The following is a 23917-nucleotide window of genomic DNA, read 5'->3' as shown; positions in this document are numbered from 1 at the left end:
TCAGATGACGTTGACCCATTCGCAGGAGCGGGTTCCCGCTGCCGAGCGCATAGCCGTCCGGTGCGTCGACTCAGATGTCCACCCGGCACCCAAGCGCGGGGAACTCGTGCCGTACATCCCCGAGCCATGGCGCAGCAAATACTTCCTCACTCGCACCGTGGGTGAGCAGATTTACTACGACGCCCCGGACTACGCCCACTCGTACGCGATGCGGGTGGACTCTTTCCCCGCCAACGGCGAATTCCCTTGCAGCGACCCGGATATGGCGTTTCGCCAGCTGATCATGGAGGCCGGCTCCGACATCGCGATTCTCGAACCGGCCGCGTACCCGGCCCGGCTGCCCGAAGCACAGCACGCGATGTCGAGCGCGTTGAACGACTGGCAGGCCAATCACTGGCTGGACAGCCACAACAACTGGCACCAGCGCTGGCGCGGTTCGATTTGTTGTGCCATCGAGGAACCGCAAGAGTCCGTGCGCGAGATCGAGAAGTGGGCCGGGCATCCCTACATGGCCCAGATTCTGATCAAGGCCGAGCCGCGGCCGTCCTGGGGAAACCCGAAATACGACCCGATCTGGGCGGCCGCCACCAAGCACGACATCACCGTGAGCTGTCACCTGTCACGCAGCCAGTTCGACGAGCTACCGATCCCGCCGGTGGGCTTCCCCAGCTACAACCACGACTTCATGGTGACCTACTCGCTGCTGGCCGCCAACCAGGTGATGAGCCTGATCTTCGACGGCGTGTTCGACCGGTTCCCGACGCTGCGGATCGTGTTCGTCGAGCACGCGTTCACTTGGATCCTGCCGCTGATGTGGCGGATGGATGCGATCTACGAAGCACGCAAGTCGTGGGTCGACATCAAACGCAAGCCGTCGGAGTACGTCAAGGACCACATCAAGTTCACCACCCAGCCGCTGGACTATCCCGAGGACAAGACCGAGTTGACCCGCGCGCTGGAATGGATGGAGTGCGAGAAGATCTTGCTCTTCTCCTCGGACTACCCGCACTGGACGTTCGATGACCCGCGCTGGTTGGTGAAGCACCTGCCAAAGCACGCCCGCGACGCGGTGATGTACAAGAACGGCATCGCGACCTACCACCTGCCCGAGACCGTTCCGGTCCTCGAGGGTCAGACCCGGGTGCTCTGAGTTGACCCGCGAAGAACAGGGGGCAGCCAAGCTGCCCGAGCCCCGTCTCGCCCAGGGCCGTGAGCATGTTGTTGCGACCGTGGACGAGATCCCGCCGGGCAAGCACAAGCTGGTGCCCATCGGGCGGCACGGCGTCGGCGTGTACAACGTCAACGGCAGCTTCTACGCGATCGCGAATTACTGCCCGCACCAAGGCGGTCCGCTCTGTTCGGGCCGCGCAAGGGGACGCACGATCGTGGACGAAACCGCGCCGGGCGACTCGGTCATGGTGCGCGACCTGGAGTACATCTATTGCCCTTGGCACCAATGGGGTTTCGAGCTGGCGACCGGCACAACCGCCGTCAAGCCCGAATGGAGTATCCGTACCTATCCGGTGCGTGTCGTCGGTAACGACGTTGTGGTGCAGGCCTAACTACAGGAGAATCGGGTGCCTTCAATCGAGATCAACGGGGGAAATGTCGTCTACGAAATCCTCGGCGAATCGGGCGATCTCATTGCCCTGACGCCAGGCGGCCGATTCAGCAAGGAGATCGAGGGTTTGCGTCCGCTTGCCGACGCGCTCGCCGCCGGCGGCTATCGCGTGCTGCTGTGGGACCGGCCGAACTGCGGTGCTTCCGATGTGCAGTTCTACGGTCAGAGCGAATCGCACATGCGCGCCGAGACGCTGCACAAGCTGGTGACCGGGCTGGGCTTCGAGCGCTGCATTCTGGCCGGCGGCTCCGGTGGCGCAAGGGATTCCATGCTGACCACGATGCTCTACCCCGAGATGGTCACCAAGCTTGTCGTGTGGAACATTGTCGGTGGCATCTACGGCACCTTCGTGCTCGGCTCCTTCTATATCATCCCGAGCATTCTCGCTGTGCGCGGCACCGGAATGGACGGCGTGGTGAAGGTACAGGAGTGGCGCGATCGCATCGAGGAGAACCCGAACAACAAGCAGCGCTTCCTCGACTTCGACAAAGACGAGTTTCTGAAGGTGATGCTGCGCTGGCTCAACGCGTTCGTTTCCAAACCGGGACAGACCATCCCGGGCGTTGAGGACGAAATGTTCGACCGAATCAAGGTGCCCACCTTGATCATTCGCGGCGGCGAGAACGACATGGATCACCCGAAGCGGACGTCGCTGGAGGTCAGCTGCTTGATCAAGGGATCGAAGCTCATCGATCCCCCGTGGCCGGAGGACGCGTGGGAACGGGCCTCCGAGGACCGCGCGGCGGGGCGGGTGCAGCACTTCAACATGTTCGACACCTGGGTGCAGGCGGCGCCCGCGATCCTCGAGTTCCTGGGTTCGTGATGTCCCTACACGGTACGAATGTGGACCTCGCAGTTGAGCGACGCCTCGAGGGCCGTGTGAACCCGGCTCTCCGGTATGCGTTCGAGGTCCCTCTCACGCAGCGTCACGTACACGATGTCGAAACCGTCGTCCCCGGGCGTCCGCTCGATGTCACCGGTGAGCCCGAAGCCGGACAACACACCGTGGGCGTCGTCGTCGGTCCCCCGGCTGATGAAGGTGACGACTCCTGGAGCCGGTTCGGCGGCGAACACGCTGCCGCACAGGCGGATCGCCAAATCCCTGGCCTCGTCTACGTCTTCGGCCGTGATCAGCAATTCGACTTCGCGGCGCGCCGCGGGCATCGCCGCGAGGTCGTTCTCCACGACGTCTGCACCCGCATCACGCGCGAGCCCGAGGAGCGCCGCCATGCCGTCGCGTAGCTGCGAGACGGTGCAAACGCTCTCCGGGTCGACGTTGACGCGCACCACCGCAGTTCGCATGTGCCCAAGCCTAACTAAGACGATGACGGGCCAGCCGTGAACACCGCCCCATCCACCACGATCACCACCGTGACGTTCCCCGGTGTGGAACCCCGGCTGCTCTTCGAACGAGCCGGCCAAACCCGCGAGGACTTCACGGCGTATCGAAGGGTCGGTGGGTATCGTCCCCTTGCCGACGCCGATGCATTGCTGAGCGAGGTCGAGGCCAGCGGGCTGGTCGGCCGCGGTGGTGCGGCCTTCCCGCTCGCGATCAAATTGCGCACGGTGCGCGACAACGGGCGCATTGCCGGCGGCGCCGTCGTCGTCGCCAATGGCGAAGAGGGCGAACCGGCTTCGATCAAGGACCGCTGGCTGCTGCGCAACCGCCCCCACCTCATCCTGGACGGGCTGAGGCTGGGCGCCGCGATCGTGAGCACCGACCGCGCATACGTCTACGTGTCCGACCAGGAATCGGCCCACAGCGTCGAAACCGCGCTCGGCGAACTAGATTCCGACGCACTCGGCGGCATCACGGTCGGCATGCTGACGGTGCGGCCCGGATACGTGGCCGGGGAGGAAACCGCCGCCGTCCGCGCGATCAACGGCGGCCCGGCCAAGCCGACGGACAAGCCGCCACGCCCATTCGAATCCGGCGTCGATGATCGCCCGACACTGGTGAGCAATGTCGAGACCCTGGCCAACCTGCCTTTCCTGCAATGCCACGGCTCGGCGGCGTTCCGCTCGCAGGGCACGTCGCTGTCCCCGGGCACCTTCCTGGCCACCATTACCGGGGCGGACCGTCCGGCCGTGCTCTACGAACTTCCGCAGGGCTTGCCGTTCACCGAAATGCTTGCCCTGCACGGCGTTTCACCTGACCAGGTCCGCGGGGCGTTGATGGGCGGCTATTTCGCCGGCCTGCTCAACCGTGCCGTGCTCGAAACAACTTTGGACCACGAGACGATGCGGCGGCTCGGCAGCGGGTTGGGGGCCGGCGCCATCGCGGTGCTCACCGACGATTGCCCGGTCGCGGTCGCCGCGTCGGTGCTGGCCTACTTCGACCGCGAAAACGCAGGGCAGTGCGGCTCGTGCTTCAACGGGACGGCGGCGATGGCCGCCGCTGCCGGGGCGCTGCGCGATGGAGCGGCGACGACCGAAGACGTCAACCGGTTGCGTCGCTGGTCGGTGCTGCTGCGCGGGCGCGGCGCGTGCGCAATGCTGGACGCCGCCACCAACATGGCCGCCAGCCTGCTCAGTCAGTTCCCGGACGAAGTCAGCGCACATCTCGAGGGCACGTGCCAAGGCTGCGCCCGCGGGCCTTTCCGCGCAGACCGTCCCTACGAGGCGGAAGCTATGAGGCTCGCATGAAAATCCGCTTGGACCGCACCGTCTGCGACGGCTTCGGCATCTGCGCCAAATACGCGCCCGGATACTTCTCGCTCGATGACTGGGGCTACGCGTCCCTGATCGGTGATGGCACCGTGGCGGAGGCGGACCGTGACGCCGTCATGCGCGCCCTGATGGACTGCCCGGTGCACGCCATCGCCGAGATCGGTGAGCGCACCTCGCCTTCCGCACACCCTCCCCTCGCCGATGCGGACGATCCGGCCGAGCGCCTCAAAACCGAAGAGAACGAGGCGGAGTGGGGCTTCACCCGTTGACCCCGTCGCGCTTTTCACAGAGCCGGACGTCACGAGGGTAAATTCGGTATCGCGTTGCTTGCCTGGTCATGGCGGTTTCAAGGGAATAAGCTGAGACCCGCCAAGGTCAGGACGGCCCCACTGGAGGCCCACCATGAGATGGTTTGTCCTTCGTCTGACCGCCGTCGTCGCGGTCGGCTTCATGGCGATGGCGGTCGCGGCGATAGCGACTCCGGGAATCAGCTCGGCGCAGTGCGATCACAACATGTCGTTCAATCCGGCGACCTTCGAGTGCAAACCGCCACCGGCGGCGCCGGCGTGGTACGTGTCCCCGCCGGCATACGCGCCGTCATTCGCCGGGCAGGATGTGCCGCCGCCTCCCCCGCAGCCATGGTGGACGTCGGAGGCCCCGATGTGGAGTGTCGGCTTTCACCAGTGGGGCATTTACGTGGGCGGCGTCTGGGTGCCGCTCTGACGGGTCAGGCAGGCGCGCTCGACGGTCACCATCTCGATCGACCTTGCCCGCGGGTGATAACGTAATTCTCCGATTCGTATAACGGGCCTACCAGACTGCATCCGGGGACCGTTCGACTCGCGGAGGTGACGTGTCTGCACCGGGACGCCCGCTGCCCCTGATCACTCAAGACAACGAGTTCTTCTGGACCTCGGGCGCCGACGGGAACCTGCGCCTGCAGAACTGCAATGGTTGCCAGTCGCTGATCCATCCGCCCGCACCGGTGTGCCGGTATTGCCGATCCCGCGACATGGGCGTGCGGGTGGTCTCCGGCAAGGGGACGCTGGCCGGCTTCACCATCAATGAGAGGTTCAGTCTGCCCGGCCTGCCGGCGCCCTACGTGGTCGCCCAGGTCGCAATTGCCGAGGACCCCCGCGTGCGACTGACCACCAACATCGTGGAGTGCGAACCCGATCAGCTCGAGCTCGGCCAACAGGTGGAGGTCGTCTTCGAGCAGGCCGAGGATGTGTGGTTTCCGCTGTTTCGACCGGCCGCGAACTCTCAACGCGCCTCCTTGCCGGACGACGAAATCGCGCCCGAACGGTTCGGCGAACACGTCCGGCCGATGCTGACCGCCGAGAAGTTCGAAGACAAGGTCGCGCTCACCGGGATCGGCATGTCGCCGATCGGACGCCGATTGATGCAGCTGCCGCTGGCGCTGACGGTGCAAGCCTGCGAAGCGGCGATGGCCGACGCCGGCCTGACGTACGCGGACATCGACGGACTGTCCACCTACCCCGGCGCGATCAATGTCGGCGGATTCGGGGAGGGCGGCGTCACCGCTCTCGAAGCGGCACTCGGCATTCGGCCGACATGGCACAACGGCGCCATGGAGACGTTCGGCCCAGGGGGATCGTTGATCGCGGCGATGCTTGCGGTCGCCGGCGGTCTGGCGCGTCACGTGCTGTGCTTCCGCACACTTTGGGAGGCCACCAACGGCGAACTGATGAAGCAGGGCAAGATCCGCCCGTCGGGTGGCCGGATGTCGGGCTGGCAGATGCCGTTCGGCGCCATGTCGGCGGCCCACACGCTGGCCATGAACGCGCAGCGGCACTTTCACCGTTACGGCACCACCAAGGAGACCCTTGGCTGGATCGCGTTGAACCAGCGGGCCAACGCCGAGCTGAACCCGACCGCCATCTACCGGTCGCCGATGACGATGGACGACTATCTGAACGCCCGACCGATCACCACGCCCTTCGGTCTCTACGACTGCGACGTACCGTGTGACGGCGCGATAGCGGTGATCGTCTCCGCCATCGACGCCGCCCGCGACCTCGCCAAGCGACCGGTGCTGGTGGAGGCGGTGGGTACGCAGATCGTCGAGCGAATCGACTGGGACCAAAGCACTTTGACCCATGAGCCGCAGGTGCTGGGACAGGCCGCGCACGTATGGACCCGCACCGCACTGCGGCCGGCCGACGTCGACGTCGCCGAGCTCTACGACGGCTTCACCATGAACTGCCTGTCTTGGATCGAGGCGTTGGGGTTCTGCGGGATCGGCGAGGCCAAAGACTTCCTCGACGGCGGCAAGAACATCGCCCGCGACGGCCAGCTGCCGCTCAACACGCACGGCGGCCAGCTTTCTCACGGCCGCACCCATGGCATGGGCCTGGTCCACGAGGCCGTCAGCCAACTGCGAGGGGAGGCCGGCGACCGCCAGGTCGCCGGCGCCCGGGTTGGCGTGGTCAGCAGCGGTGGCCTCACACCCAGCGGCGTGCTGCTGTTGCGGGCGGACTCATGAACCTGCCCGCGCCCAAGCCGAGGCTGGTGATCGTCGACGGGGTGCCGATGTCGGCGCTGACCGCCGAATCCCCCGATCCCAAGGCCGTCATCGTGGCCATCCACGGCGGGGGCACCACCGCGATCTATTTCGATTGCCCGGGCCATCCGTCGTACTCGCTGTTACGGACCGGTGCGGCAGCGGGATTCACCGTGGTGGCCCTGGACCGGCCGGGCTACGGTAGCTCGGCACCGTATCCCGAGGCGATGGAACAGGGAGAGCAGCGCGTCAACCTCGCTTACGGTGCGGTCGATCGGATTCTCGGCGAACGACCCCGTGGCGCAGGCTTGTTCGTGCTGGGGCATTCGGGCGGGTGTGAGTTGACGATGCGGATGGCGGCCGACGAGCGCGGCGCCGATCTGCTCGGCATCGAATTGGCGGGCACGGGCCGGCGCTATCACCCGGCGGCCCGGGAAATACTCAAAACGGCGACCCGCGAACGCCGTCCCGCGGGCATGCGCGACCTGCTGTGGAGCCCCGAAGAGCTGTACCCGCCCGAGGTCCTCGGCGGCGCGACGGTTTCCCCGTCGGCGCCCGCCTATGAGGATCAAATGGTGTCGGACTGGGCGCGACAAACCTTCCCCGCCCTCGCGCCGGCCGTGCGCGTCCCGGTGCATTTCAGCATCGCCGAACACGAAAAGGTTTGGCAGGCTGATGATTCAGCGGTCACGGAGATTACCGGCCTGTTTTCCGCCGCGCCGCGATTCGCCGTGCATCGACAATCCGGCGCCGGGCACAACATCAGTCTCGGCCACACTGCGCCCGACTACCACGCGACGGTCGTGGAGTTCGTCCATGAGTGCGTGGCCGGGCGTTCAACGGAGACGGAATCCGATTTGGAGGCCGGTTGATGAGAGTCGGATTCATCGGGCTGGGCAGTCAGGGCGGCCCCATGGCGCGACGGATCGTCGAGGGCGGCTACGACACCACGCTGTGGGCGCGCCGACCCGCAACCCTCGAGCCGTTCGCCGACACCCCGGCCAAGGTCGCCGGGTCACCGGTCGAGCTCGCCGCGGCCAGTGACCTGGTCTGCCTTTGCGTCGTGGGCGACGCCGACATCGACGAGATCACCCGCGGCGAGGGCGGGCTGTTGGCGGCGATGGAGCCGGGTGGCGTGATCGCCGTGCACAGTACCGTGCATCCCAACACTTGCCGCGAGCTCGCGAATGCCGCTGCTGCCAAGGGTATTTCGGTGATCGATGCGCCGGTGAGCGGTGGCGGCCCGGCGGCCGCCGAAGGACGGCTGCTGGTGATGGCCGGCGGTGACGCCGACGTGGTCGAGCGTTGCCGTCCCGTCTTCGCGACGTACGCCGACCCCATCGTCCACCTCGGTGAGCTGGGTTCGGGTCAGACCACCAAGCTGCTCAACAATCTGCTTTTCACCGCCCACCTGGCCACCGCGGCCACCGCGCTGTCACTGGCCCGTGCCCTCGGGGTCGACCCGGACCGCCTCACCGAGGTCGTGTCCCGCAGCAGCGGAAACAGCTTTGCGCTCAACGCCCTTGGCGGCATCGGCGGCCTGGACCGGCTCGCCGGCGTCGCGGGCACGCTGCTGCAAAAGGATGTCCGCCTGGTGGTCGACTTGGCCGGCCGGGCCGGGGCAGACGGCGGTGCCGTGCTCGATGCGGCCGACGCCGCCTTGATCCTCATGGGCCATCCGCGGTGAGAGTCGGTTTCATCGGCGCGGGGCGGATGGGCCGCCCTATGGTGACCCGCCTGATAGCCGCGGGGCACGACGTCTGGGCCGTGGGCCGGACCGCGGACAAGCGGAGCGATCTCGAGCAGCTCGGCGCCCGCGCGGTCCACGACGCGGCCGGGGCAGGGGCGCGCGCCGATGTCGTGGTGCTCAGCGTGTTCAGTGACGAACAGGTGCGGGAGGTATGCCTGGACGGCGGGTTGCTCTCCGCCATGCAGCCGGGTGCGGCGCTGGTGGTGCACACCACCGCCAGTCCGAAGACAATCGACGCCGTGGCCGCTCGCGCCGACGGCGTCGATGTCATCGATGCAGCGGTCAGCGGGGGTCCGCACGACATCGCCGCCGGCCGGCTCACCCTCTTCGTCGGTGGCACCGACGAAGCGGTGAGGCGGGTACGGCCACTGCTGAGCTGCTACGGCGACCCCGTCTTGCACGTCGGGCCCACCGGAACCGGGCAAAAGGTGAAGCTGGTCAACAACGCCTTGTTCGCGGGGCATATCGGGCTGCTCGCGGAATCGATCGGGCTGGGCGAGCGGCTTGGCGTGCCGGAGTCGACGCTGCTGGCCGCGCTCGCGCACGGCAGCGCGGGCAGCCGCGTCCTGAGCCTGGTGGCGGCGAGCGGTTCCGTCGCGTCGTTCATGGAGATTGCCGGCGAATTCGTCGACAAAGACGTTTCCCTGGTCCGTGGCATCAGCGAAGAGCTCGGCGCCGATCTGGGTGCCCTGGACGGCGTCATCAAAGCCCCCGAATCTGAGACTGCACCCGCCAGGAGGGTTTGAGATGCCCGCGTTTCGGTCTTCCCGGTTCGTCACGAAGGTATTACCGTTACCGTTACAGTGAACGACTCCGCTGTAACGGGTTCAGCCCGCCCTCGCCGCTGAGGAGGATTCAGTGACAAAACCGAAGGTCGTCTTCGATCCGTACTCCGAGGACTACTTCAAAAACCCGTTCGACACTTATCGACGGATGCGCGAGGAAGCGCCGCTGTACTACGACGAAAAAGAGGACTTCTACGCGCTGACCCGGCACGAGGACGTCGCGGCCGCGTTCAAGGACTTCGAGACCTATTCCTCGGCGCGCGGTTGCGACCTGGCGATGGTGCGCAAGGGCGTACCCGCCGAGAACAAATCGATCATCTTCATGGACCCGCCCGAGCACCGGCACATGCGCAGCCTGCTCAACAAGGCGTTCACCCCGCGGGCGATCCAGTCGCAGCGCGAGACGATCATCGAAGTGATCGACAAGTATCTGGGCACCGCCGACCCCGACAACTTCGACGTCGTGCAGGACTTCTCCGGGCCGTTCCCGGTGGAAGTCATCACCCGAATGGCCGGAGTGCCGGAGGAATACCGCCAGCAGGTGCGCCACTGGATCGACACCAGCCTGTCCCACGAACCGGGCCAGATCGAGGTCAGCGAAGCGGGCATGCAGGCCAACATCGATGCGGCGATGTACTACTTCAGCCTGGTTCAGGAGCGGCGCCAGGAACCACAGGACGACATGATCAGCCGGCTGATCGCGGCCGAGATCCCGGGCCCCGACGGCCAGCTGCGCAAGCTCGACGACATCGAGATCTGCGGGTTCGCAACCCTTCTGGGCGGCGCGGGCGCCGAGACCGTCACCAAACTGATGGGCAACGCGGCGGTGATCTTCGCCCGTCATCCCGACCAATGGCAAAAGCTGCAGGATGACCGCGACAAGATCCCGGGGGCGGTGGAAGAACTACTGCGCTACGAGGGTCCGGTGCAATACAACGTCCGCTACACCCTTAAAGAGGCGCACGTCAGCGGTGGCGTGATTCCCGCGGGCAAGCCGGTGTTCCTCTGCGGCGCAGCGGCGAACCGCGATCCGGAGGCCTTCACCGACGCCGACACGTTCGACATCGAGCGTGACCAGACCGAGGCGCAGCATCTCGGTCTCGGGTACGGAATCCACAGCTGCCTCGGCGCCGCGCTGGCCCGCCTGGAAAGCAGGATCGCGCTGGAGCGGCTCCTCGACTTCATGCCCCGCTATGAGGTGGACTGGGCGGGGTGCAAACGGGTGAACATGCAAAACGTCGCGGGCTGGAAGAACGTGCCCGTCAAGGTGCTTCGGTAAGGGGGTTGTTGCCGTGACGAAGAAGATCGAAGTCGATTGGGGGCTCTGCGAGAGCAACGGTGTCTGCATGGGCATCAATCCGGAGATCTTTCTCCTCGGCGACGACGACATGTTGACCGTCTTACAGGAGGAGGTCACCCCGGAGAACGAGGCGGATGTGCGCGAGGCCGTGCGTCAGTGCCCCCGCCAGGCCATCTCGATCGTGGGCGAGTAGCGATCAGAAACCGGCGATGATGACGGCGTTGCAGTCGGCCGCGGCCTGCCGCAGTTTCGCCGCCTTCTGATAAGCCTCGGACTCGTACCACGCGCGGGCCGCATCGACCGATTCGAATTCCAGCACGACGGTCTGGTCGCCGTGCCAGTCGCCTTCGACCACTTTGGGGGCGGTGTCCACCGCGAGAATGGTGGCACCCGCCATCGCCGAACCTGCCGCCTGGGCATAGGCCTTCATGCCCTCGGGATCCTTGATGGCCTCCGTGAGGATGACGTACCCTTTCGCCACTGAATCTCCTTAGATTGTGCTGATGGCCTGTTCGGGACAGCACTCGATGGCCTCTTGCGTTGCGGCCTCGAATTCCGTTGGGACGTCGGACGGTATCGCCTCCGCGTATCCGTCGTCAGTGAGGCTGAATACCTGCGGGCACAGCGTCGTGCAGACGCCGTGGCCGCGACAGCGCTGGTCGTCGACTGTGACTTTCATGCCGGTGTGAACTCCAGGTGCAGCTCTGTCAGGCCGCGCAGGATGTACGTCGGAACGTATTGGTAGCGGCGGGCGTTCGCCGGGCCGTGCACGTCCTCGTTGATTCTGATGTCCGACGTCCGGTCGAGCAGGCGCTCGATCGCCACCCGGGTCTCGGCGCGCGCCAGCGGCGCGCCGGGGCAGCTGTGGATACCGCGCCCGAACGAGATGTGCTGGCGGGCGTTCTTGCGGGCCGGGTCGAAAGTGGCGGGGTCGTCGAACCGGCGGGGGTCACGGTTGGCGGCCGCTTGGACAACCATGACGGTGGTTCCCGCGGGCAGGTCGACGCCACCGACGTTGGCGGGCACCCGATTCAATCGGAAGTCGCCCTTGACCGGGCTCTCGTGGCGCAACGACTCTTCGATGAAGTTGGGGATCAGGCTGCGGTCCTTGCGCAACTGCGCCTGGATGTCGGGCCGCTCCCCCAGCGTCTGCAACGCCGCACCCAGCAGCCGCACGGTGGTCTCCTGGCCCGCCGAAAAGACATTGCTGGCCACCCGCGCCACGTCTTCCACGTCAGGGGTCGAGCCGTCCGGGTAGGTGGCAGTGGCCAGGCCGGTCAGCACATCGTCGCGGGGCTCGCGCCGGCGGTCGATGACGTAATCGGAGAAAAGACCGTAGAGGAATTCCAGCGGGCTGTGCGCCAGCGAGCCCTTGGTGCCCCCGACGCCGCCACCCGAGTGGTCGCGGATGCCCTTGACGAACTTGTCGCGATCCTCCTCGGGCACGCCGAGCAGATCGGCGATGACCAGCAAGGTGAACGGGCCGGCGAAGCCCTTGATCCAGTCGCCTCGGCCGGGCGCCAGGAACGTGTCGAGTACCTGGTCGGCGAGCACCCACATGGCGTCCTCGTTCTCCTTGAGGCGCTTCGGGGTGATCAACCGCATGAGCAGCGAGCGGTGGTTGGTGTGGGTCGGAGGGTCGAGGGTCGGCAGCTGATCGCTGAACGGCAATTCGTCGCGGTGTTTGTCGATCAGGTCGGTGATGTCGTCGCCTTCCAGCGGTACCGGAAAACCAGGAAACGGACCGGTGACGGAGATGCATGAGGACCACGTCTCGGCGTCGTTGAGGACCGAGCACGCCTCGTCCCAACCGGTGATCATGGTGACGTTGTGATGGGTCTCCCGCGTGACGGGGCACTGCCGGCGCAGCGCCTCGTAATAGGGGTACGGGTCTTCGATGAGCTCGCTGCCGCGAAAGAAGTCCAACTCGGAGAATTCGTTCGCCATCTCCCGCTCCTTGAATCTCGGCTAGTGAGAATATGCCTCTCGCAGATGAGTATTACATTTCCACACGGCGTGGTTGGCCGTCAACGAGGGGTCGGCCGTCGCCGACGGTGTGAGGGCGCGGCGTTAGCTGGCGGGGACCAGATCGGCGGCGACGGATGGCCAGGCCAGCAGCCCGCTGCGGAAGGTCTCCACCCGGCCGATCGAGCCGTGCGGCACCGCGGCCGCGGCCAGGGCCTGGGCTTTGAAGGTGTGGGCGGCCATGCTCAGGCGGTGCTGCACCAGGCCGACGCTGTCGTCGAGCTCCGCGGGCCAGCTCTCGCCCCACAGGGTGACCTCGGTGACGCCGTGATCAAGGGCCTGCAACACCCCTTGCCGCACCCGAGGGTCGCAGCCGAACAAGTCCGCCGCCGCCGCCAGGGCCTGCGGACGAGGACGAGATTGCACCGACGCCAACGCGCCTTCGAGGTCGACCACCCGGGCGCCAAGGATCTGCAGCGGCCGGTCGTCGGCGTTATCGGCCAAGTCCGCCAGGAGCACGGTGACGTCCCACCCGGCCATCGCCCGATCGAAAAGCCAGCCGCCGGCGAACCGCACCACGTCGACGACGGTGGCGGCGACCACGTCGAGCCGGTATCTCATGTCTTCGCGCCGCTCTTCTAAGGAGCGAAGTCCCGCGCCAGAGTCTCGGCGTACTGCTTGAACACCTCGGTTAGCGGTATCGATGGATCGAGCAACCATGTGGTTTCCATTCCGTGGACGAAGGCGAGTATTTCCACTGCCTTGACGGCGGGGTCTATGTCCGTGCGGTACCGGCCATCCGCCTGCCCGCGGCGGATCAGGTCGGCGACGATGTCGGTCGCGGCGCGATGCCTGGCCAGCATCCGGTCGTGCAGCGGAGCGTCGGGAAGGATGTTTTCGACCAGCAGCACGGTGAACGTTCCGACGAGTTCCGGGGCCCGATTGAACCGGTCGGCGACCTGGGCGATCTGGGCGAAGAGGTCCCCGGTCCGGTCGGCATGGAGGTCGTCGTCGAGATCACGCGCGTCGAGGACGGCGTGCAGCAGTTGCTCTTTGGACTCGAAGTGATGCAGCAACCCTGCGGGGGTGACCCCGGCCTCGCCGGCGATCTGGGCGAGGGTGGTGCTGCGCCAGCCATTGTGGGTGAGCAGCCGTTGCGCGACGTCGAGTATCCGCTGCTTGCGGTCCTCGCCTTTGGCGAGCAACGTGTCGTATCGCCGTGCGTCGGGCACCGGACTCCTTTGGCCGATCGGCGGGCATGAACCAACCTAGTGAACACACAGTAGGTTAGTTTGGCCGCTGTGACAAGCGTCACGCGGGGGTGCCTGTTTCGCCCGCGGCCGTGCCGCGGACTACCGCACGAGCTCGACCAGGGTGGCGTTGGCGGTGCCGCCGCCCTCGCACATGGTCTGCAGCCCGTACCGAATCCCGTTGTCGCGCATGTGGTGGGCCATTCGCGTCATCAACACCGCACCGGAAGCGCCCAGCGGGTGGCCCAGGGCGATGGCACCGCCGAGCGGGTTGACCCGCCCGGGGTCCGCCCCCGTTTCGGTGAGCCATGCCAGCGGCACCGGCGCGAAGGCCTCGTTCACCTCGAACGCGCCCACCTCCGGGAGGGGTATGCCGGCCTTCTTCAGCACCTTCTCGGTCGCCGGGATGGGCCCGGTGAGCATCAGGACAGGGTCCGCCCCGGTCACCGCCCCGGCCAGGTAGCGAACCAGCGGGGTCAGCCCCAACTCGACCGCCATCTCCGCCGTCGTCACCAGCAGCGCGGCCGCGCCGTCGGAAATCTGCGAGGAATTGCCGGCGTGGATCACCCCGTCTTCGGTGAAGGCCGGTTTGAGTCCGCCGAGTTTCTCGACCGTGGTCCCCCGCCGGATCCCTTCATCGGCGGCGACGACCGTTTCGTCCTCGGTGAACACCGGCACGATCTGGTCGGTGAACGCGCCGGCGTCCTGGGCCGCGGCGGCCCGTTCGTGGGACTGGGCGGAGTATTCGTCGAGCCGGGTGCGGGAGAATCCCCACTTCTTGGCGATCATCTCCGCCGACAGGCCCTGGTTGAAGGAAAAGCCGTCGTAGCGGGCGAGGACCTTTGGGCCGTACGGCATGCCGGTCGCCCTGGCCGAACCGAGCGGAACGCGGCTCATGACCTCGACACCGCCGGCTACGACGACATCCTGCTGGCCGGACATCACGGCCTGCACGGCGAAATCGAGCGCCTGCTGACTGGAACCGCACGCCCGGTTGACGGTCGTCCCGGGGATGGTCTCGGGCCATCCGGCGGCCAGCACGGCGTAGCGGCCGATGTTGCTGGACTGATCCCCCACCTGGGACACACATCCCCAGACCACGTCATCGACGATCTCCGGGTCGACACCCGTGCGTTCCAGCAGCTCGTTGAGGACGACGGCGGACAGGTCGGCGGCGTGCATCCCGGACAGGCCGCCGTTGCGCTTTCCCACCGCTGTACGCACGGCTTCGACGATGACTGTTTCCCGCATATCCCTACTCCGCTTCCTTCTCCGATTTCGACAGCGCCCACCGGCCAGTAAACGACGGCTCCCGCCGCTCCGCGAAAGCGGCATACGCGGCGGCCGCGTCCGCCGTCGCGAAATTGCCCACCTGGGCGCGGGCGTCGTTGGCCAGCGCATCGCGCAAGGTGCTGTCGGCGAGCACGGGTTCGCCGGGCGCGGTCAATAGCTCCTCGGCAACTTCAGGACGTTGGCTCCCAGGAAGTTGAGAATCATCTCCTGGCTCACGGGCGCGATCTTCATCAGCCGGGCCTCCCGGAAGTAGCGCGTGATGTGGTACTCCTCGGCGTATCCCATGCCGCCGTGCGTTTGCAACGCCCGGTCCGCGGCGGTGAAGCCGGCATCGGCACACAGATATTTTGCCGTATTCGCCTCGCGCCCACAGGGTTTGCCGTTGTCGTATAACCAGGTTGCCTTGCGCAACATCAGCTCGGCGGCGTCAAGGCGTGCCAGCGAGTCGGCAAGCGGGAACTGCAGTCCCTGGTTCATGCCGATGGGCCGGCCGAACACCTCACGTTCGTTGCCGTATTTCACCGCCTTTTCCAGCGCCACCCGGCCGATGCCGAGCGCCTCGGCGGCGATCAGCATCCGCTCCGGATTCAGACCGTCCAGGATGTACTGAAAACCCTTGCCTTCATCGCCGATTCGGTCCTCGACCGGTACCTCGAGATTGTCGATGAACAACTCGTTGGAGCTGACGGCGTTGCGGCCCATCTTGCGGATGGGGCGGACGTCGACGCGGCTGCGGTCGAGATCGGTGATGAACAACGTCATCCCGTCGGTCTTCTTAGTCACTTCCTCATATGACTGGGTACGCGTCAGCAGCAGGATCTTGTCGGACTCCATGGCTTTGGAGATCCACACCTTCCGACCGTTGACGATGTAGCGATCACCGTCGCGCTTGGCGAAGGTGGTGATGCGCGAGGTGTCCAGTCCGGCACCGGGTTCGGTCACGCCGAAGCAGACGTGCACTTCGCCGGTCGCGACCTTGGGCAGTGTGCGCGCCTTGAGTTCGTCGGAGCCGTGCACCACCACCGGTTGCATGCCGAAGATGGACAAGTGGATCGAACTGGCGGCGTTCATGGCGCCGCCGGATTTGGCGACCTCCTCGAGCAGGATGGTGGCTTCGGTGATTCCGAGGCCATGGCCGCCGTACTCCGGGGGAATCGTCATACCCAGCCAGCCACCCTGTGCGATGGCGTCGTAGAACTCGGTCGGAAATTCGTGCGCCTGGTCCTTCTCCATCCAGTACTGGTCGTCGAACTTGCGCGCCAACTCGGCGACCGACCGGCGGATCAGCTCCTGGTCGTCGGTCAGCTCAAAGTTCATTCCGGCGCCGGGCACTGCTGGGTCTCCTCATTCGTTGCGGACGGCGAGATTGCCGTAGTGGTCGTGGGTTGTCGAAAATCGCGACCCCCACCGCAATCTCGACGCAGCGCACCCAGCCCGAGCCGGTGGCCTCAGTCCGTGTTGCCGGTGAGAGCCTTCGCGTTGGCCGCGAAGTCCGCGAAGGACGAGCCGCCCCGGCTGTCCTTGTCGTGGCCCTTCGCCTTGATCGACACGTCGTGGCCCTCGGCGGCCTTGCGCAGCGCGCCGACCGTGGCCTGTTCGCGCGAGATGTGGGTGAACGGGTCGAACGAGTACCAGCGCATGGCGTTCTCGTGCGTCATCTTGTTGATCTCGTCGTCGGGAACATTGTTGAGGGACAACACATCCCAGAGCTCTTCGGGCGCCCCCGGCCACATCGAGTCGCTGTGTGGGTAGTCGGCCTCCCAGCAGATGTTGTCGATGCCGATCATGTTGCGCAGCGCCACGCCGACCTTGTCGCTGATGAAGCAGGTCAGGAAGTGGTCGCGGAAGACCTCGCTGGGCAGCTTGCCCTGGAAGTTCTGGTGCGTCCACGCGGAGTGCATCTCATAGGTCCGGTCCGCGCGCTCCAGGAAGTAGGGAATCCAGCCTGTTCCACCCTCGGAGAGCGCGATTTTCAGGTCCGGGTACTCCTTGATCGGCCGCGACCACAGCAAGTCGGCGGCGGCCTGCACGATGTTCATCGGCTGCAGCGTGATCATCACGTCCATCGGCGCATCCGGGGCGGTGATGGCCAGCCGGCCCGAGGAGCCGATGTGCACGTTCATCACGGTGTCGGTTTCCACCAACGCTTTCCACAGCGGGTTCCAGTACTCGTCGTGGAAGCTGGGATAGCCCATCGCGGCGGGGTTTTCGGTAAAGGTCAGCGCGTGCACGCCCTTCTTCGACACTCGACGCACCTCGGCGGCACACGCCTCGGCATCCCATATCACCGGGATCGCCATCGGAATGAAGCGCGCGGGGTAGGCGCCGCACCACTCGTCGATGTGCCAGTCGTTGTAGGCCTGCACCAGCGCAATCGAGAAGTCGTTGTCGTCGGTGGCGAACAGCCGCCCGGCGAAGCCCGGGAAAGACGGGAAGCAGATCGAGGCCAGGATGCCGCCGGCGTTCATGTCCTTGACGCGCTCGTCGACGTTGTAACAACCCGGCCGGATCTCGTCGAGCCCCGTCGGCTCGATGCCGTACTCCTCCTTGGGCCGGCCGGCGACCGCGTTGAGCGCGACGTTGGGGATCACGGTGTCGCGGAACTTCCACATGTCCGAGCCGTCGGCGTTGTGCACCAGCCGCGGCGCGTCGTCCTGGTACTTCTTCGGCAGGTGGTTCTTGAACATGTCCGGTGGCTCGACGGTGTGGTCGTCAACGCTGATCAGGATCATGTCTTCTTTGTTCATGGCCGTTGCCCTTCCATCGAATCCGTCTGTTCGATTCCGCTCCCACGCAGCCTCGGCGAATAGCTGTCCCGTGCCAAGATCACTAAATTGAAAACTATCTTCTCGCCAAGCGAGAATCAACATCCAGCGGAGGCCACGGCCGGTGGTGGCCGCCTGACCAGGGGCGGAGCGCGGCCGCTAAATTGCCGGGTTCCCGGCGACCATGCGCTGAGGTAAATGCCTGCGCCGCCCCGCAGCCCGTCCGCCGCCCCATGTCCGCTCGAAGTCGGGCATCCCGGCGGACCGGATCGGCGATCGTGCCCTGCCCATGCCCCGCCGCCGGCATTGACCGGCCGCTCGATCCGTGCAAGTCTATTGGTTGGAAATGAGAATATGATTCTCCTAGGCTGAGAGGTGGTCGGGAGGACGGCGAGAGGAGAGCACGGATGCGGTTGCCGCCGCTGCCGGCTGATCAGTGGGACGAGGCGACCCACAAGGCACTCTCGGCAATGCGTGACCCCGCCGCCAACAACGCGCTCAGCACCCTCGCCCACCACCCGGCCCTGGCCAAGGCGTTTCTGCGGTTCAACGTCCACCTATTGACCTCGTCGACGCTGCCGGCGCGCGTCCGCGAGTTGGCCATCCTGCGCGTCGCACATCGTCGCGAATGCGCCTACGAGTGGTCTCACCACGTCAGGATGGCCAAGGCCGAGGGAATCACCGACGACCAGATCGCCGCTGTGCTGGGCGGTGCCGGCGAGGACGTCGGCCACCTAGACACGTTCGACCAAACGGTGCTCACCGCCGTCGACGAACTCGAAGACAAATCCGAGTTGTCCGACGAGACGTGGGCCGCGCTCGGCGAGCACCTCAACGACCAGCAGCGCATGGATTTCGTCTTCACGGTCGGCTGCTACGCCCTGCTGGCCATGGCCTTCAAGACTTTTGGCGTACAGCCCGAACACGCCGATCAGCACTGACAGAGGAGTAAGAAAGTTGCCGCACTTCCCGAAGCCAGCCGCCGGCAGCTGGACAGAAAACTATCCCGAACTGGGGACCGCGCCGGTCGATTACACGGACTCGATCGATCCGGCGTTCTTCGAAGCCGAGCGCGAGGCGGTCTTCAGGAGGACCTGGCTCAACGTCGGCCGGGTCAACCGCCTGCCGCGCACCGGCAGCTACTTCACCAGGGAACTGCCGTCGGCGGGCAAGGGCACCTCGGTGATCATCACCAAGACCAAGGACGGATCGGTCAAGGCCTATCACAACGTCTGCCGCCACCGCGGAAACAAGTTGGTGTGGAACGATTTTCCCAACGAGGAGACCTCCGGCACCTGTCGGCAGTTCACCTGCAAGTATCACGCCTGGCGCTACAGCCTCGACGGTGACCTGACCTTTGTCCAGCAGGAAGAAGAGTTCTTCGACCTCGACAAAAGCAGATTCGGGCTGGCGCCGGTCCGCTGCGAGGTGTGGGAAGGCTTCATCTTCATCAACTTCGACGACAACGCGGCGCCCCTGATCGACTATCTCGGGCCGCTGGCCAAGAGCATCGAGGGCTACCCCTTCGGCGAGATGACGGAGACCTACTCCTACCGGGCCGAGGTCGGGAGCAACTGGAAACTGTTCATCGACGCGTTCGTCGAGTTCTACCACGCGCCGATCCTGCACCAGGGGCAGTACACCAAGGAAGAAGCCGCCAAGATCCAGAAGTACGGCTACGAGGCGCTGCACTACGAGCTCTGCGGACCGCACAACCTGCAGTCGACCTGGGGCGGTCAGGCGCCGCCCCCGGACATGTCCATGGTCAAGCCGATGGACCAGGTGTTGCGCAGCGGTCTGTTCGGTCCCTGGGACAAGCCCGAGATCATCGAGAAGCTGGAGCTGCCGCCGGGTGTCAACGTGAAGCGGGTGCCGCAGTGGGGCATCGACTCGTGGCTCTTCTACCCCAACTTCATGCTGTTGATCTGGGAGCCGGGCTGGTTCCTGACCTACCACTACTGGCCCACCGCCGTGGACAAGCACATCTTCGAGTGCACCCTGTATTTCGTCCCGCCGCGCAATGCGCGGGAACGCCTGGCCCAGGAGTTGGCCGCCGTAACCTTCAAGGAGTACGCGCTACAAGACGCCAACACGCTGGAGGCGACCCAGACCATGATCGGCACCCGGGCCGTCAAAGAATTCCTGCTCTGCGATCAGGAAGTCTTGATCCGCCATCTGCACAAGACGACCGGCGACTACGTGAAGGAGTATCAGAACAATGGCCACGTCGTTGCTGCCCGCTGAATTCGCCGACCTGGAACCGTTTTTGGGCTGGGACCTGGCGACCGAACCCGAGCGCTACGCCAAGCGGCTCAACTCGACGATGGCCGAGATGCAGGCGTTCTACGACGCCGCGTTCCCGCGCCTCAACGACGTGATCGCCTACTGTGACAAATACCCGCTGGACGATCTCCCCGAGGACGCAAAGGCTCTCATGCACATGATGCAGTCGCTCGTCACGGTGTCGTTCCCCATCGAGGCGTGGAAACAACCAAGGGTGCCTGACAGCGGCGCGGCCTGGGTCGAGTGCATCAGGGAACCGGTGATTTAACCGGTGTTGACGCTCAAGGCCGCCGGGCTGCTCGACATCGACGCCGGCGAGATCGTCTCCCCCGGCGTCATCCGGATCGACGGCGACCGGATCGCGAGTGTCGGCGGCTCAGGCCCGGAGGGCCCGGAAGACTCGGTCATCGACCTCGGCGAGGCGATCCTGCTGCCCGGGCTGATGGACATGGAGGTCAACCTGCTGATGGGCGGCCGCGGGGAGAAACCCGGCCTGTCCCAGGTTCAGGACGATCCGCCGACGCGGGTGCTGCGCGCGGTTGGCAATGCGCGGCGCACGTTGCGCGCCGGATTCACCACCGTGCGCAACCTCGGCCTGTTCGTCAAGACAGGCGGCTACCTATTGGACGTCGCGCTGGGCAAGGCCATTGACGCCGGCTGGATCGACGGTCCGCGGGTGGTGCCGGCGGGCCATGCCATCACGCCGACCGGCGGCCACTTGGACCCGACCATGTTCGCGGCGTTCGCGCCGCACGCCCTGGAACTGACCGTCGAAGAAGGGATCGCCAACGGCATCGACGAGATCCGCAAGGCGGTGCGCTACCAGATCAAACACGGCGCCGAGCTGATCAAGGTCTGCTGTTCGGGCGGAGTGATGTCGCTGACCGGTCCGCCCGGCGCGCAACACTATTCGGATGAGGAGTTGTGCGCGATCGTCGACGAGGCCCACCGGCGTGGGCTGCGCGTCGCGGCGCACACGCACGGCGCCGAAGCGGTCAAGCACGCCGTTGCGGCCGGCATCGACTGCATCGAGCATGGCTTTCTGATCGACGACGAGGCGATCGCGTCGCTGGTCGAGCATGGCACGTTCCTGGTGAGCACCCGGCGCCTGGCCGACGGCGATGCGATGGACGTCTCGCACGCTCCCCCAGAGCTGCAGGCCAAGGCGGCCGAGATGTTCCCGAAGGCGAGGACCTCCATCCTGGCCGCCTACCAGGCCGGCGTGAAGATCGCGGTCGGCACCGACGCGCCCGCGATCCCACACGGCCGCAACGCCGACGAGTTGGTCACCCTCGTCAATTGGGGGCTGCCGCCGTTGGCGGTTTTGCGGGCGGCGACGGTGACCGCGGCCGAGCTGATCAACTCGACGGACCGGGGGCGGCTCGCGGCCGGGCAACTCGCCGACATCATCGCGGTGCCGGGAAACCCCTTGGAAGACATCACCGTTACCCAGCAGGTGAGCTTCGTCATGAAAGGCGGCAAGGTCTATGTCGACAAATCGGCCAACCCGAACTGACGACCTGGTCGAGATCCAGCAGCTGCTCGCCCGCTACGCAGTGACCATCACCCAGGAAGACATCGACGGGCTGATCGGCGTCTTCACCCCGGACGGCACCTACAGCGCGTTCGGCTCTACCTATAAGTTGGACCGGTTTCCCGAGCTGGTGGCCGCCGCGCCAAAGGGGTTGTTCCTCACCGGAACTGCCTTGATCGAGAACCTTGACGGCGATGCCGCGAGCGGCACCCAGCCGCTGTGCTTCATCGACCATGCCACCCACGACATGCGGATCGGCTACTACCGCGACACCTACTCCCGCACCGCCGACGGGTGGCGGCTGAAAACCCGTGCCATGACGTTCATCCGCCGCAGCGGCGTGCACGACTCCGGGCGCCCGCACGCGGTCGGCCGTCCCACGCCGTGAATGTCGAGGAGTTCCGCGCGGGACTGCGCGCGTGGCTCGACGACAACGATCTGACGCCCGGGACCGATCACTCGCTGCAGTGCCAGATGCGGCAGTTCGCCCGGGTCAGCCGAGCGCTCTACGACGCCGATTGGATGCGCTATGGCTGGCCCACCGAGGTCGGCGGGTTGGGTGGTCCCGCGGTGCTGCGCGCGATCGTCGGCGAGGAAGTGGTCGGTCGCCGCCTCGCGGAACCCGGACCCTATTCGATGCTCGAGGTGCTCGCGCCGACGATGATCGATTACGCCCCGGCCGGGCTGGCCGCGGAGATGGTGCCGCGGCTGCTGAGCGGCGAAGAGCAGTGGTGCCAAGGCTTTTCCGAGCCGGGGTCGGGCAGCGACCTGGCCTCGTTGACCACCCGGGCGACGCAGCAAGGCGATGACTGGATCGTCAACGGGCAGAAGGTCTGGACCAGCTTCGCGCAGTTCTCGACGCGCTGCGTCCTGCTCACCCGCACCGCGCCCGGACACGACGGGATCACCGCGTTCTTCGTCGACCTCGACACCCCGGGCATCACCATCCGGCCGCTGCGGACGATGCATGGCGTCGACGAATTCTGCGAGGTCTATTACGACGACGTGGTGATCCCGGGGAGCCGGATGCTCGGGCGGCCGGGCGACGGCTGGCGACTCGCCATGGACCTGCTGCCCTATGAGCGGTCCACCTGCTTCTGGCAGCGCATCGCGTATCTGTACTCCCGCTTCGACGAACTCATCGCGCAGACGTCCGGTGCCGGTGAGTCGAACGAATCCTCGCTCGGTGCGGCGTATCTGGCGCTGCACACACTGCGCTGCCGATCCCGGGACACCCAGCACAGGCTCCGCGACGGAGCCCGCCTGGGACCCGACACGTCCATCGACAAGGTGCTGCTCGCCGGCGCAGAGCAGCGACTCTACGACACCGTCCGTGACCTGCTGCCCGGGGCGCTCGAGCTGGACGACACGCCGTGGCGCGCGGAATACCTGTACTCGCGCGCGGCGACCATTTACGGCGGCACCGCCGAAATCCAGCGCAACATCATCGCCCGCCGGCTACTGGGCCTCGGGAAGGAGTGAAGCGTGGAGCCGACGGATCCTGAGTCGCTGCGACTGCTCGAAGGTTCGCTGCGGACCACGATGACGGCCGCATCGGGGGTCAAGCTCGATGCGGCACTGGCCGACCTGGGCTGGCGCGACATGCTGGACGAAATGCCAGACATTGCCACACCTTTGGTGTTCCGCCTGCTCGGCGAGACGGGTACGCACGCGCCGGTGCTCAACGACGTGGTGTTACGCGAGAGCGGCGCACCGCCGGGCGACACGGTGCCGCTACCGTTTGCCGGTAGCTCCTGGGTGAGATGGGAACGGGGCGACGCGGGCGCGAACTCGGCAATTGACGAGTCGCTGCCGATACACCGTGTGCCACAAGGGGATCCTTTGCCGCCGGCCGCGCTACACGCGGGACGGCGGGCACTGGGTTGGTGGTTGGTCGGCGCCAGCCGGGCCATGCTCGCGCTGGCGCGCCAGCATGCCCTCGACCGCGTCCAGTTCGGGCGGCACATAAGCTCGTTCCAGGCGATCCGACACCGGCTGGCCGAAACGCTCGTTGCGATCGAGGGCGCCGAGGCGGCGCTGCACGTCGCGGCGCAAGCACACGATCACGACGGCCTGGCCGCCCTGCTGGCGAAGGCCGCCGCCGGCCAGGGCGATTCGGAGATTGTTCGCTTCGCCTCGCTGCACGCGTCTGCGCGCGATGTCACCCGTGATCACCG

General features: G+C 66.1%; 28 protein-coding genes and 1 pseudogene. 19 read left to right on the top strand and 10 right to left on the bottom strand.

The window, feature by feature from the left end; genetic code table 11:
* Nucleotides 1-4 precede the first annotated feature (4 nt).
* Genes A5709_RS09220 through A5709_RS09210 form a run of 3 tightly spaced genes read left to right on the top strand, consistent with a single transcriptional unit; the run spans nucleotide 5 to nucleotide 2444 of the window.
* Nucleotides 5-1150, top strand: a complete 1146-nt coding sequence (locus tag A5709_RS09220) for an amidohydrolase family protein (RefSeq protein WP_067945270.1) — start codon at nucleotides 5-7, stop codon at nucleotides 1148-1150.
* Between the two features lies 1 nt (nucleotide 1151).
* Entirely contained in the window at nucleotides 1152-1562 is a 411-nt protein-coding gene (locus A5709_RS09215) for a Rieske (2Fe-2S) protein (protein WP_068119597.1), read from the top strand.
* A gap of 15 nt (nucleotides 1563-1577) precedes the next feature.
* Complete coding sequence (locus tag A5709_RS09210) at nucleotides 1578-2444, top strand: alpha/beta fold hydrolase (protein WP_067945272.1); 867 nt, start codon at nucleotides 1578-1580, stop codon at nucleotides 2442-2444.
* Between the two features lie 5 nt (nucleotides 2445-2449).
* Here the strand turns inward: A5709_RS09210 and A5709_RS09205 are convergent, their stop codons facing one another.
* Entirely contained in the window at nucleotides 2450-2923 is a 474-nt protein-coding gene (locus tag A5709_RS09205) for a hypothetical protein (protein WP_068119594.1), read from the bottom strand.
* Nucleotides 2924-2959: 36 nt separating this feature from the next.
* On the opposite strand from A5709_RS09205, the gene A5709_RS09200 reads away from it, so the two are divergent.
* The 9 genes from A5709_RS09200 (at nucleotide 2960) to A5709_RS09160 (ending at nucleotide 10843) form a co-directional block, all read left to right on the top strand.
* Entirely contained in the window at nucleotides 2960-4267 is a 1308-nt protein-coding gene (locus A5709_RS09200; RefSeq protein ID WP_068119591.1) for an NADH-ubiquinone oxidoreductase-F iron-sulfur binding region domain-containing protein, read from the top strand.
* On the top strand, nucleotides 4264-4560 hold the full coding sequence (locus A5709_RS09195) for a ferredoxin (RefSeq protein ID WP_068009970.1): 297 nt from the start codon (nucleotides 4264-4266) through the stop codon (nucleotides 4558-4560). Before A5709_RS09200 ends, A5709_RS09195 begins: the two co-directional genes overlap by 4 nt.
* Nucleotides 4561-4693: 133 nt before the next feature.
* Entirely contained in the window at nucleotides 4694-5014 is a 321-nt protein-coding gene (locus A5709_RS09190) for a hypothetical protein (RefSeq protein ID WP_067945280.1), read from the top strand.
* A 130-nt stretch (nucleotides 5015-5144) separates the two neighbouring features.
* Entirely contained in the window at nucleotides 5145-6797 is a 1653-nt protein-coding gene (locus A5709_RS09185) for an OB-fold domain-containing protein (RefSeq protein WP_068119588.1), read from the top strand.
* Nucleotides 6794-7687, top strand: a complete 894-nt coding sequence (locus A5709_RS09180) for an alpha/beta hydrolase (RefSeq protein WP_067945284.1) — start codon at nucleotides 6794-6796, stop codon at nucleotides 7685-7687. Before A5709_RS09185 ends, A5709_RS09180 begins: the two co-directional genes overlap by 4 nt.
* Nucleotides 7687-8502, top strand: coding sequence for an NAD(P)-dependent oxidoreductase (locus A5709_RS09175; protein ID WP_068009960.1), 816 nt, complete (start codon nucleotides 7687-7689; stop codon nucleotides 8500-8502). The genes A5709_RS09180 and A5709_RS09175 overlap by 1 nt, the downstream gene beginning before the upstream one ends.
* The gene (locus A5709_RS09170) at nucleotides 8499-9311 is read left to right on the top strand and encodes an NAD(P)-dependent oxidoreductase (RefSeq protein WP_082973829.1); all 813 of its coding nucleotides are present in this window, start codon (nucleotides 8499-8501) and stop codon (nucleotides 9309-9311) included. Before A5709_RS09175 ends, A5709_RS09170 begins: the two co-directional genes overlap by 4 nt.
* A 112-nt stretch (nucleotides 9312-9423) precedes the next feature.
* On the top strand, nucleotides 9424-10629 hold the full coding sequence (locus A5709_RS09165; protein WP_068119582.1) for a cytochrome P450: 1206 nt from the start codon (nucleotides 9424-9426) through the stop codon (nucleotides 10627-10629).
* A gap of 13 nt (nucleotides 10630-10642) precedes the next feature.
* Nucleotides 10643-10843 (top strand): ferredoxin, encoded by a 201-nt coding sequence (locus A5709_RS09160; protein ID WP_066957765.1) that lies wholly within the window; start codon nucleotides 10643-10645, stop codon nucleotides 10841-10843.
* Nucleotides 10844-10846: 3 nt separating this feature from the next.
* Here the strand turns inward: A5709_RS09160 and A5709_RS09155 are convergent, their stop codons facing one another.
* From A5709_RS09155 to A5709_RS09120, 9 genes and pseudogenes are all read right to left on the bottom strand, one after another.
* Entirely contained in the window at nucleotides 10847-11080 is a 234-nt protein-coding gene (locus A5709_RS09155; RefSeq protein ID WP_231986947.1) for a DUF1330 domain-containing protein, read from the bottom strand.
* Between the two features lie 60 nt (nucleotides 11081-11140).
* On the bottom strand, nucleotides 11141-11329 hold the full coding sequence (locus tag A5709_RS09150) for a ferredoxin (RefSeq protein WP_068119576.1): 189 nt from the start codon (nucleotides 11327-11329) through the stop codon (nucleotides 11141-11143).
* Nucleotides 11326-12597, bottom strand: coding sequence for a cytochrome P450 (locus A5709_RS09145; RefSeq protein WP_068119575.1), 1272 nt, complete (start codon nucleotides 12595-12597; stop codon nucleotides 11326-11328). The genes A5709_RS09150 and A5709_RS09145 overlap by 4 nt, the downstream gene beginning before the upstream one ends.
* A gap of 123 nt (nucleotides 12598-12720) precedes the next feature.
* Entirely contained in the window at nucleotides 12721-13236 is a 516-nt protein-coding gene (locus A5709_RS09140) for a hypothetical protein (protein WP_068119572.1), read from the bottom strand.
* 17 nt (nucleotides 13237-13253) lie between these two features.
* Nucleotides 13254-13847, bottom strand: a complete 594-nt coding sequence (locus A5709_RS09135) for a TetR/AcrR family transcriptional regulator (protein ID WP_067945302.1) — start codon at nucleotides 13845-13847, stop codon at nucleotides 13254-13256.
* Between the two features lie 120 nt (nucleotides 13848-13967).
* Entirely contained in the window at nucleotides 13968-15116 is a 1149-nt protein-coding gene (locus A5709_RS09130) for a thiolase family protein (protein WP_068119571.1), read from the bottom strand.
* Nucleotides 15117-15120: 4 nt separating this feature from the next.
* A pseudogene (locus tag A5709_RS27335) lies at nucleotides 15121-15285 on the bottom strand (enoyl-CoA hydratase); the annotation flags it as partial.
* Between the two features lie 23 nt (nucleotides 15286-15308).
* Entirely contained in the window at nucleotides 15309-16475 is a 1167-nt protein-coding gene (locus A5709_RS09125) for an acyl-CoA dehydrogenase family protein (RefSeq protein ID WP_068119568.1), read from the bottom strand.
* A gap of 131 nt (nucleotides 16476-16606) precedes the next feature.
* Nucleotides 16607-17905: an amidohydrolase family protein gene (locus A5709_RS09120; protein WP_067945310.1), complete on the bottom strand. Its 1299-nt coding sequence runs from the start codon at nucleotides 17903-17905 to the stop codon at nucleotides 16607-16609.
* A 425-nt stretch (nucleotides 17906-18330) separates the two neighbouring features.
* Between A5709_RS09120 and A5709_RS09115 the strand changes: the two genes are divergently transcribed.
* The 7 genes from A5709_RS09115 to A5709_RS09085 all read left to right on the top strand — a co-directional run.
* The gene (locus A5709_RS09115) at nucleotides 18331-18864 is read left to right on the top strand and encodes a carboxymuconolactone decarboxylase family protein (protein ID WP_068009948.1); all 534 of its coding nucleotides are present in this window, start codon (nucleotides 18331-18333) and stop codon (nucleotides 18862-18864) included.
* Between the two features lie 16 nt (nucleotides 18865-18880).
* On the top strand, nucleotides 18881-20167 hold the full coding sequence (locus A5709_RS09110) for an aromatic ring-hydroxylating dioxygenase subunit alpha (protein ID WP_068119563.1): 1287 nt from the start codon (nucleotides 18881-18883) through the stop codon (nucleotides 20165-20167).
* Nucleotides 20142-20474 (top strand): hypothetical protein, encoded by a 333-nt coding sequence (locus tag A5709_RS09105; protein ID WP_068119558.1) that lies wholly within the window; start codon nucleotides 20142-20144, stop codon nucleotides 20472-20474. Before A5709_RS09110 ends, A5709_RS09105 begins: the two co-directional genes overlap by 26 nt.
* 3 nt (nucleotides 20475-20477) lie before the next feature.
* On the top strand, nucleotides 20478-21722 hold the full coding sequence (locus A5709_RS09100) for an amidohydrolase family protein (RefSeq protein WP_067945318.1): 1245 nt from the start codon (nucleotides 20478-20480) through the stop codon (nucleotides 21720-21722).
* Nucleotides 21694-22128 carry a nuclear transport factor 2 family protein gene (locus tag A5709_RS09095; protein ID WP_068119556.1) on the top strand — a complete coding sequence of 145 codons (435 nt, stop codon included), beginning with the start codon at nucleotides 21694-21696 and terminating at the stop codon, nucleotides 22126-22128. Before A5709_RS09100 ends, A5709_RS09095 begins: the two co-directional genes overlap by 29 nt.
* On the top strand, nucleotides 22125-23222 hold the full coding sequence (locus A5709_RS09090; protein WP_068119554.1) for an acyl-CoA dehydrogenase family protein: 1098 nt from the start codon (nucleotides 22125-22127) through the stop codon (nucleotides 23220-23222). Before A5709_RS09095 ends, A5709_RS09090 begins: the two co-directional genes overlap by 4 nt.
* A 60-nt stretch (nucleotides 23223-23282) precedes the next feature.
* A partial coding sequence (locus A5709_RS09085; RefSeq protein WP_156768001.1) for an acyl-CoA dehydrogenase family protein occupies nucleotides 23283-23917 on the top strand: 635 nt, incomplete at its 3' end.

Origin of the sequence: Mycobacterium sp. E1386 (assembly GCF_001672745.1) — a bacterium.
Taxonomy (GTDB): Bacteria; Actinomycetota; Actinomycetes; order Mycobacteriales; family Mycobacteriaceae; genus Mycobacterium.
This window is presented reverse-complemented; position numbering and strand designations above follow the sequence as displayed.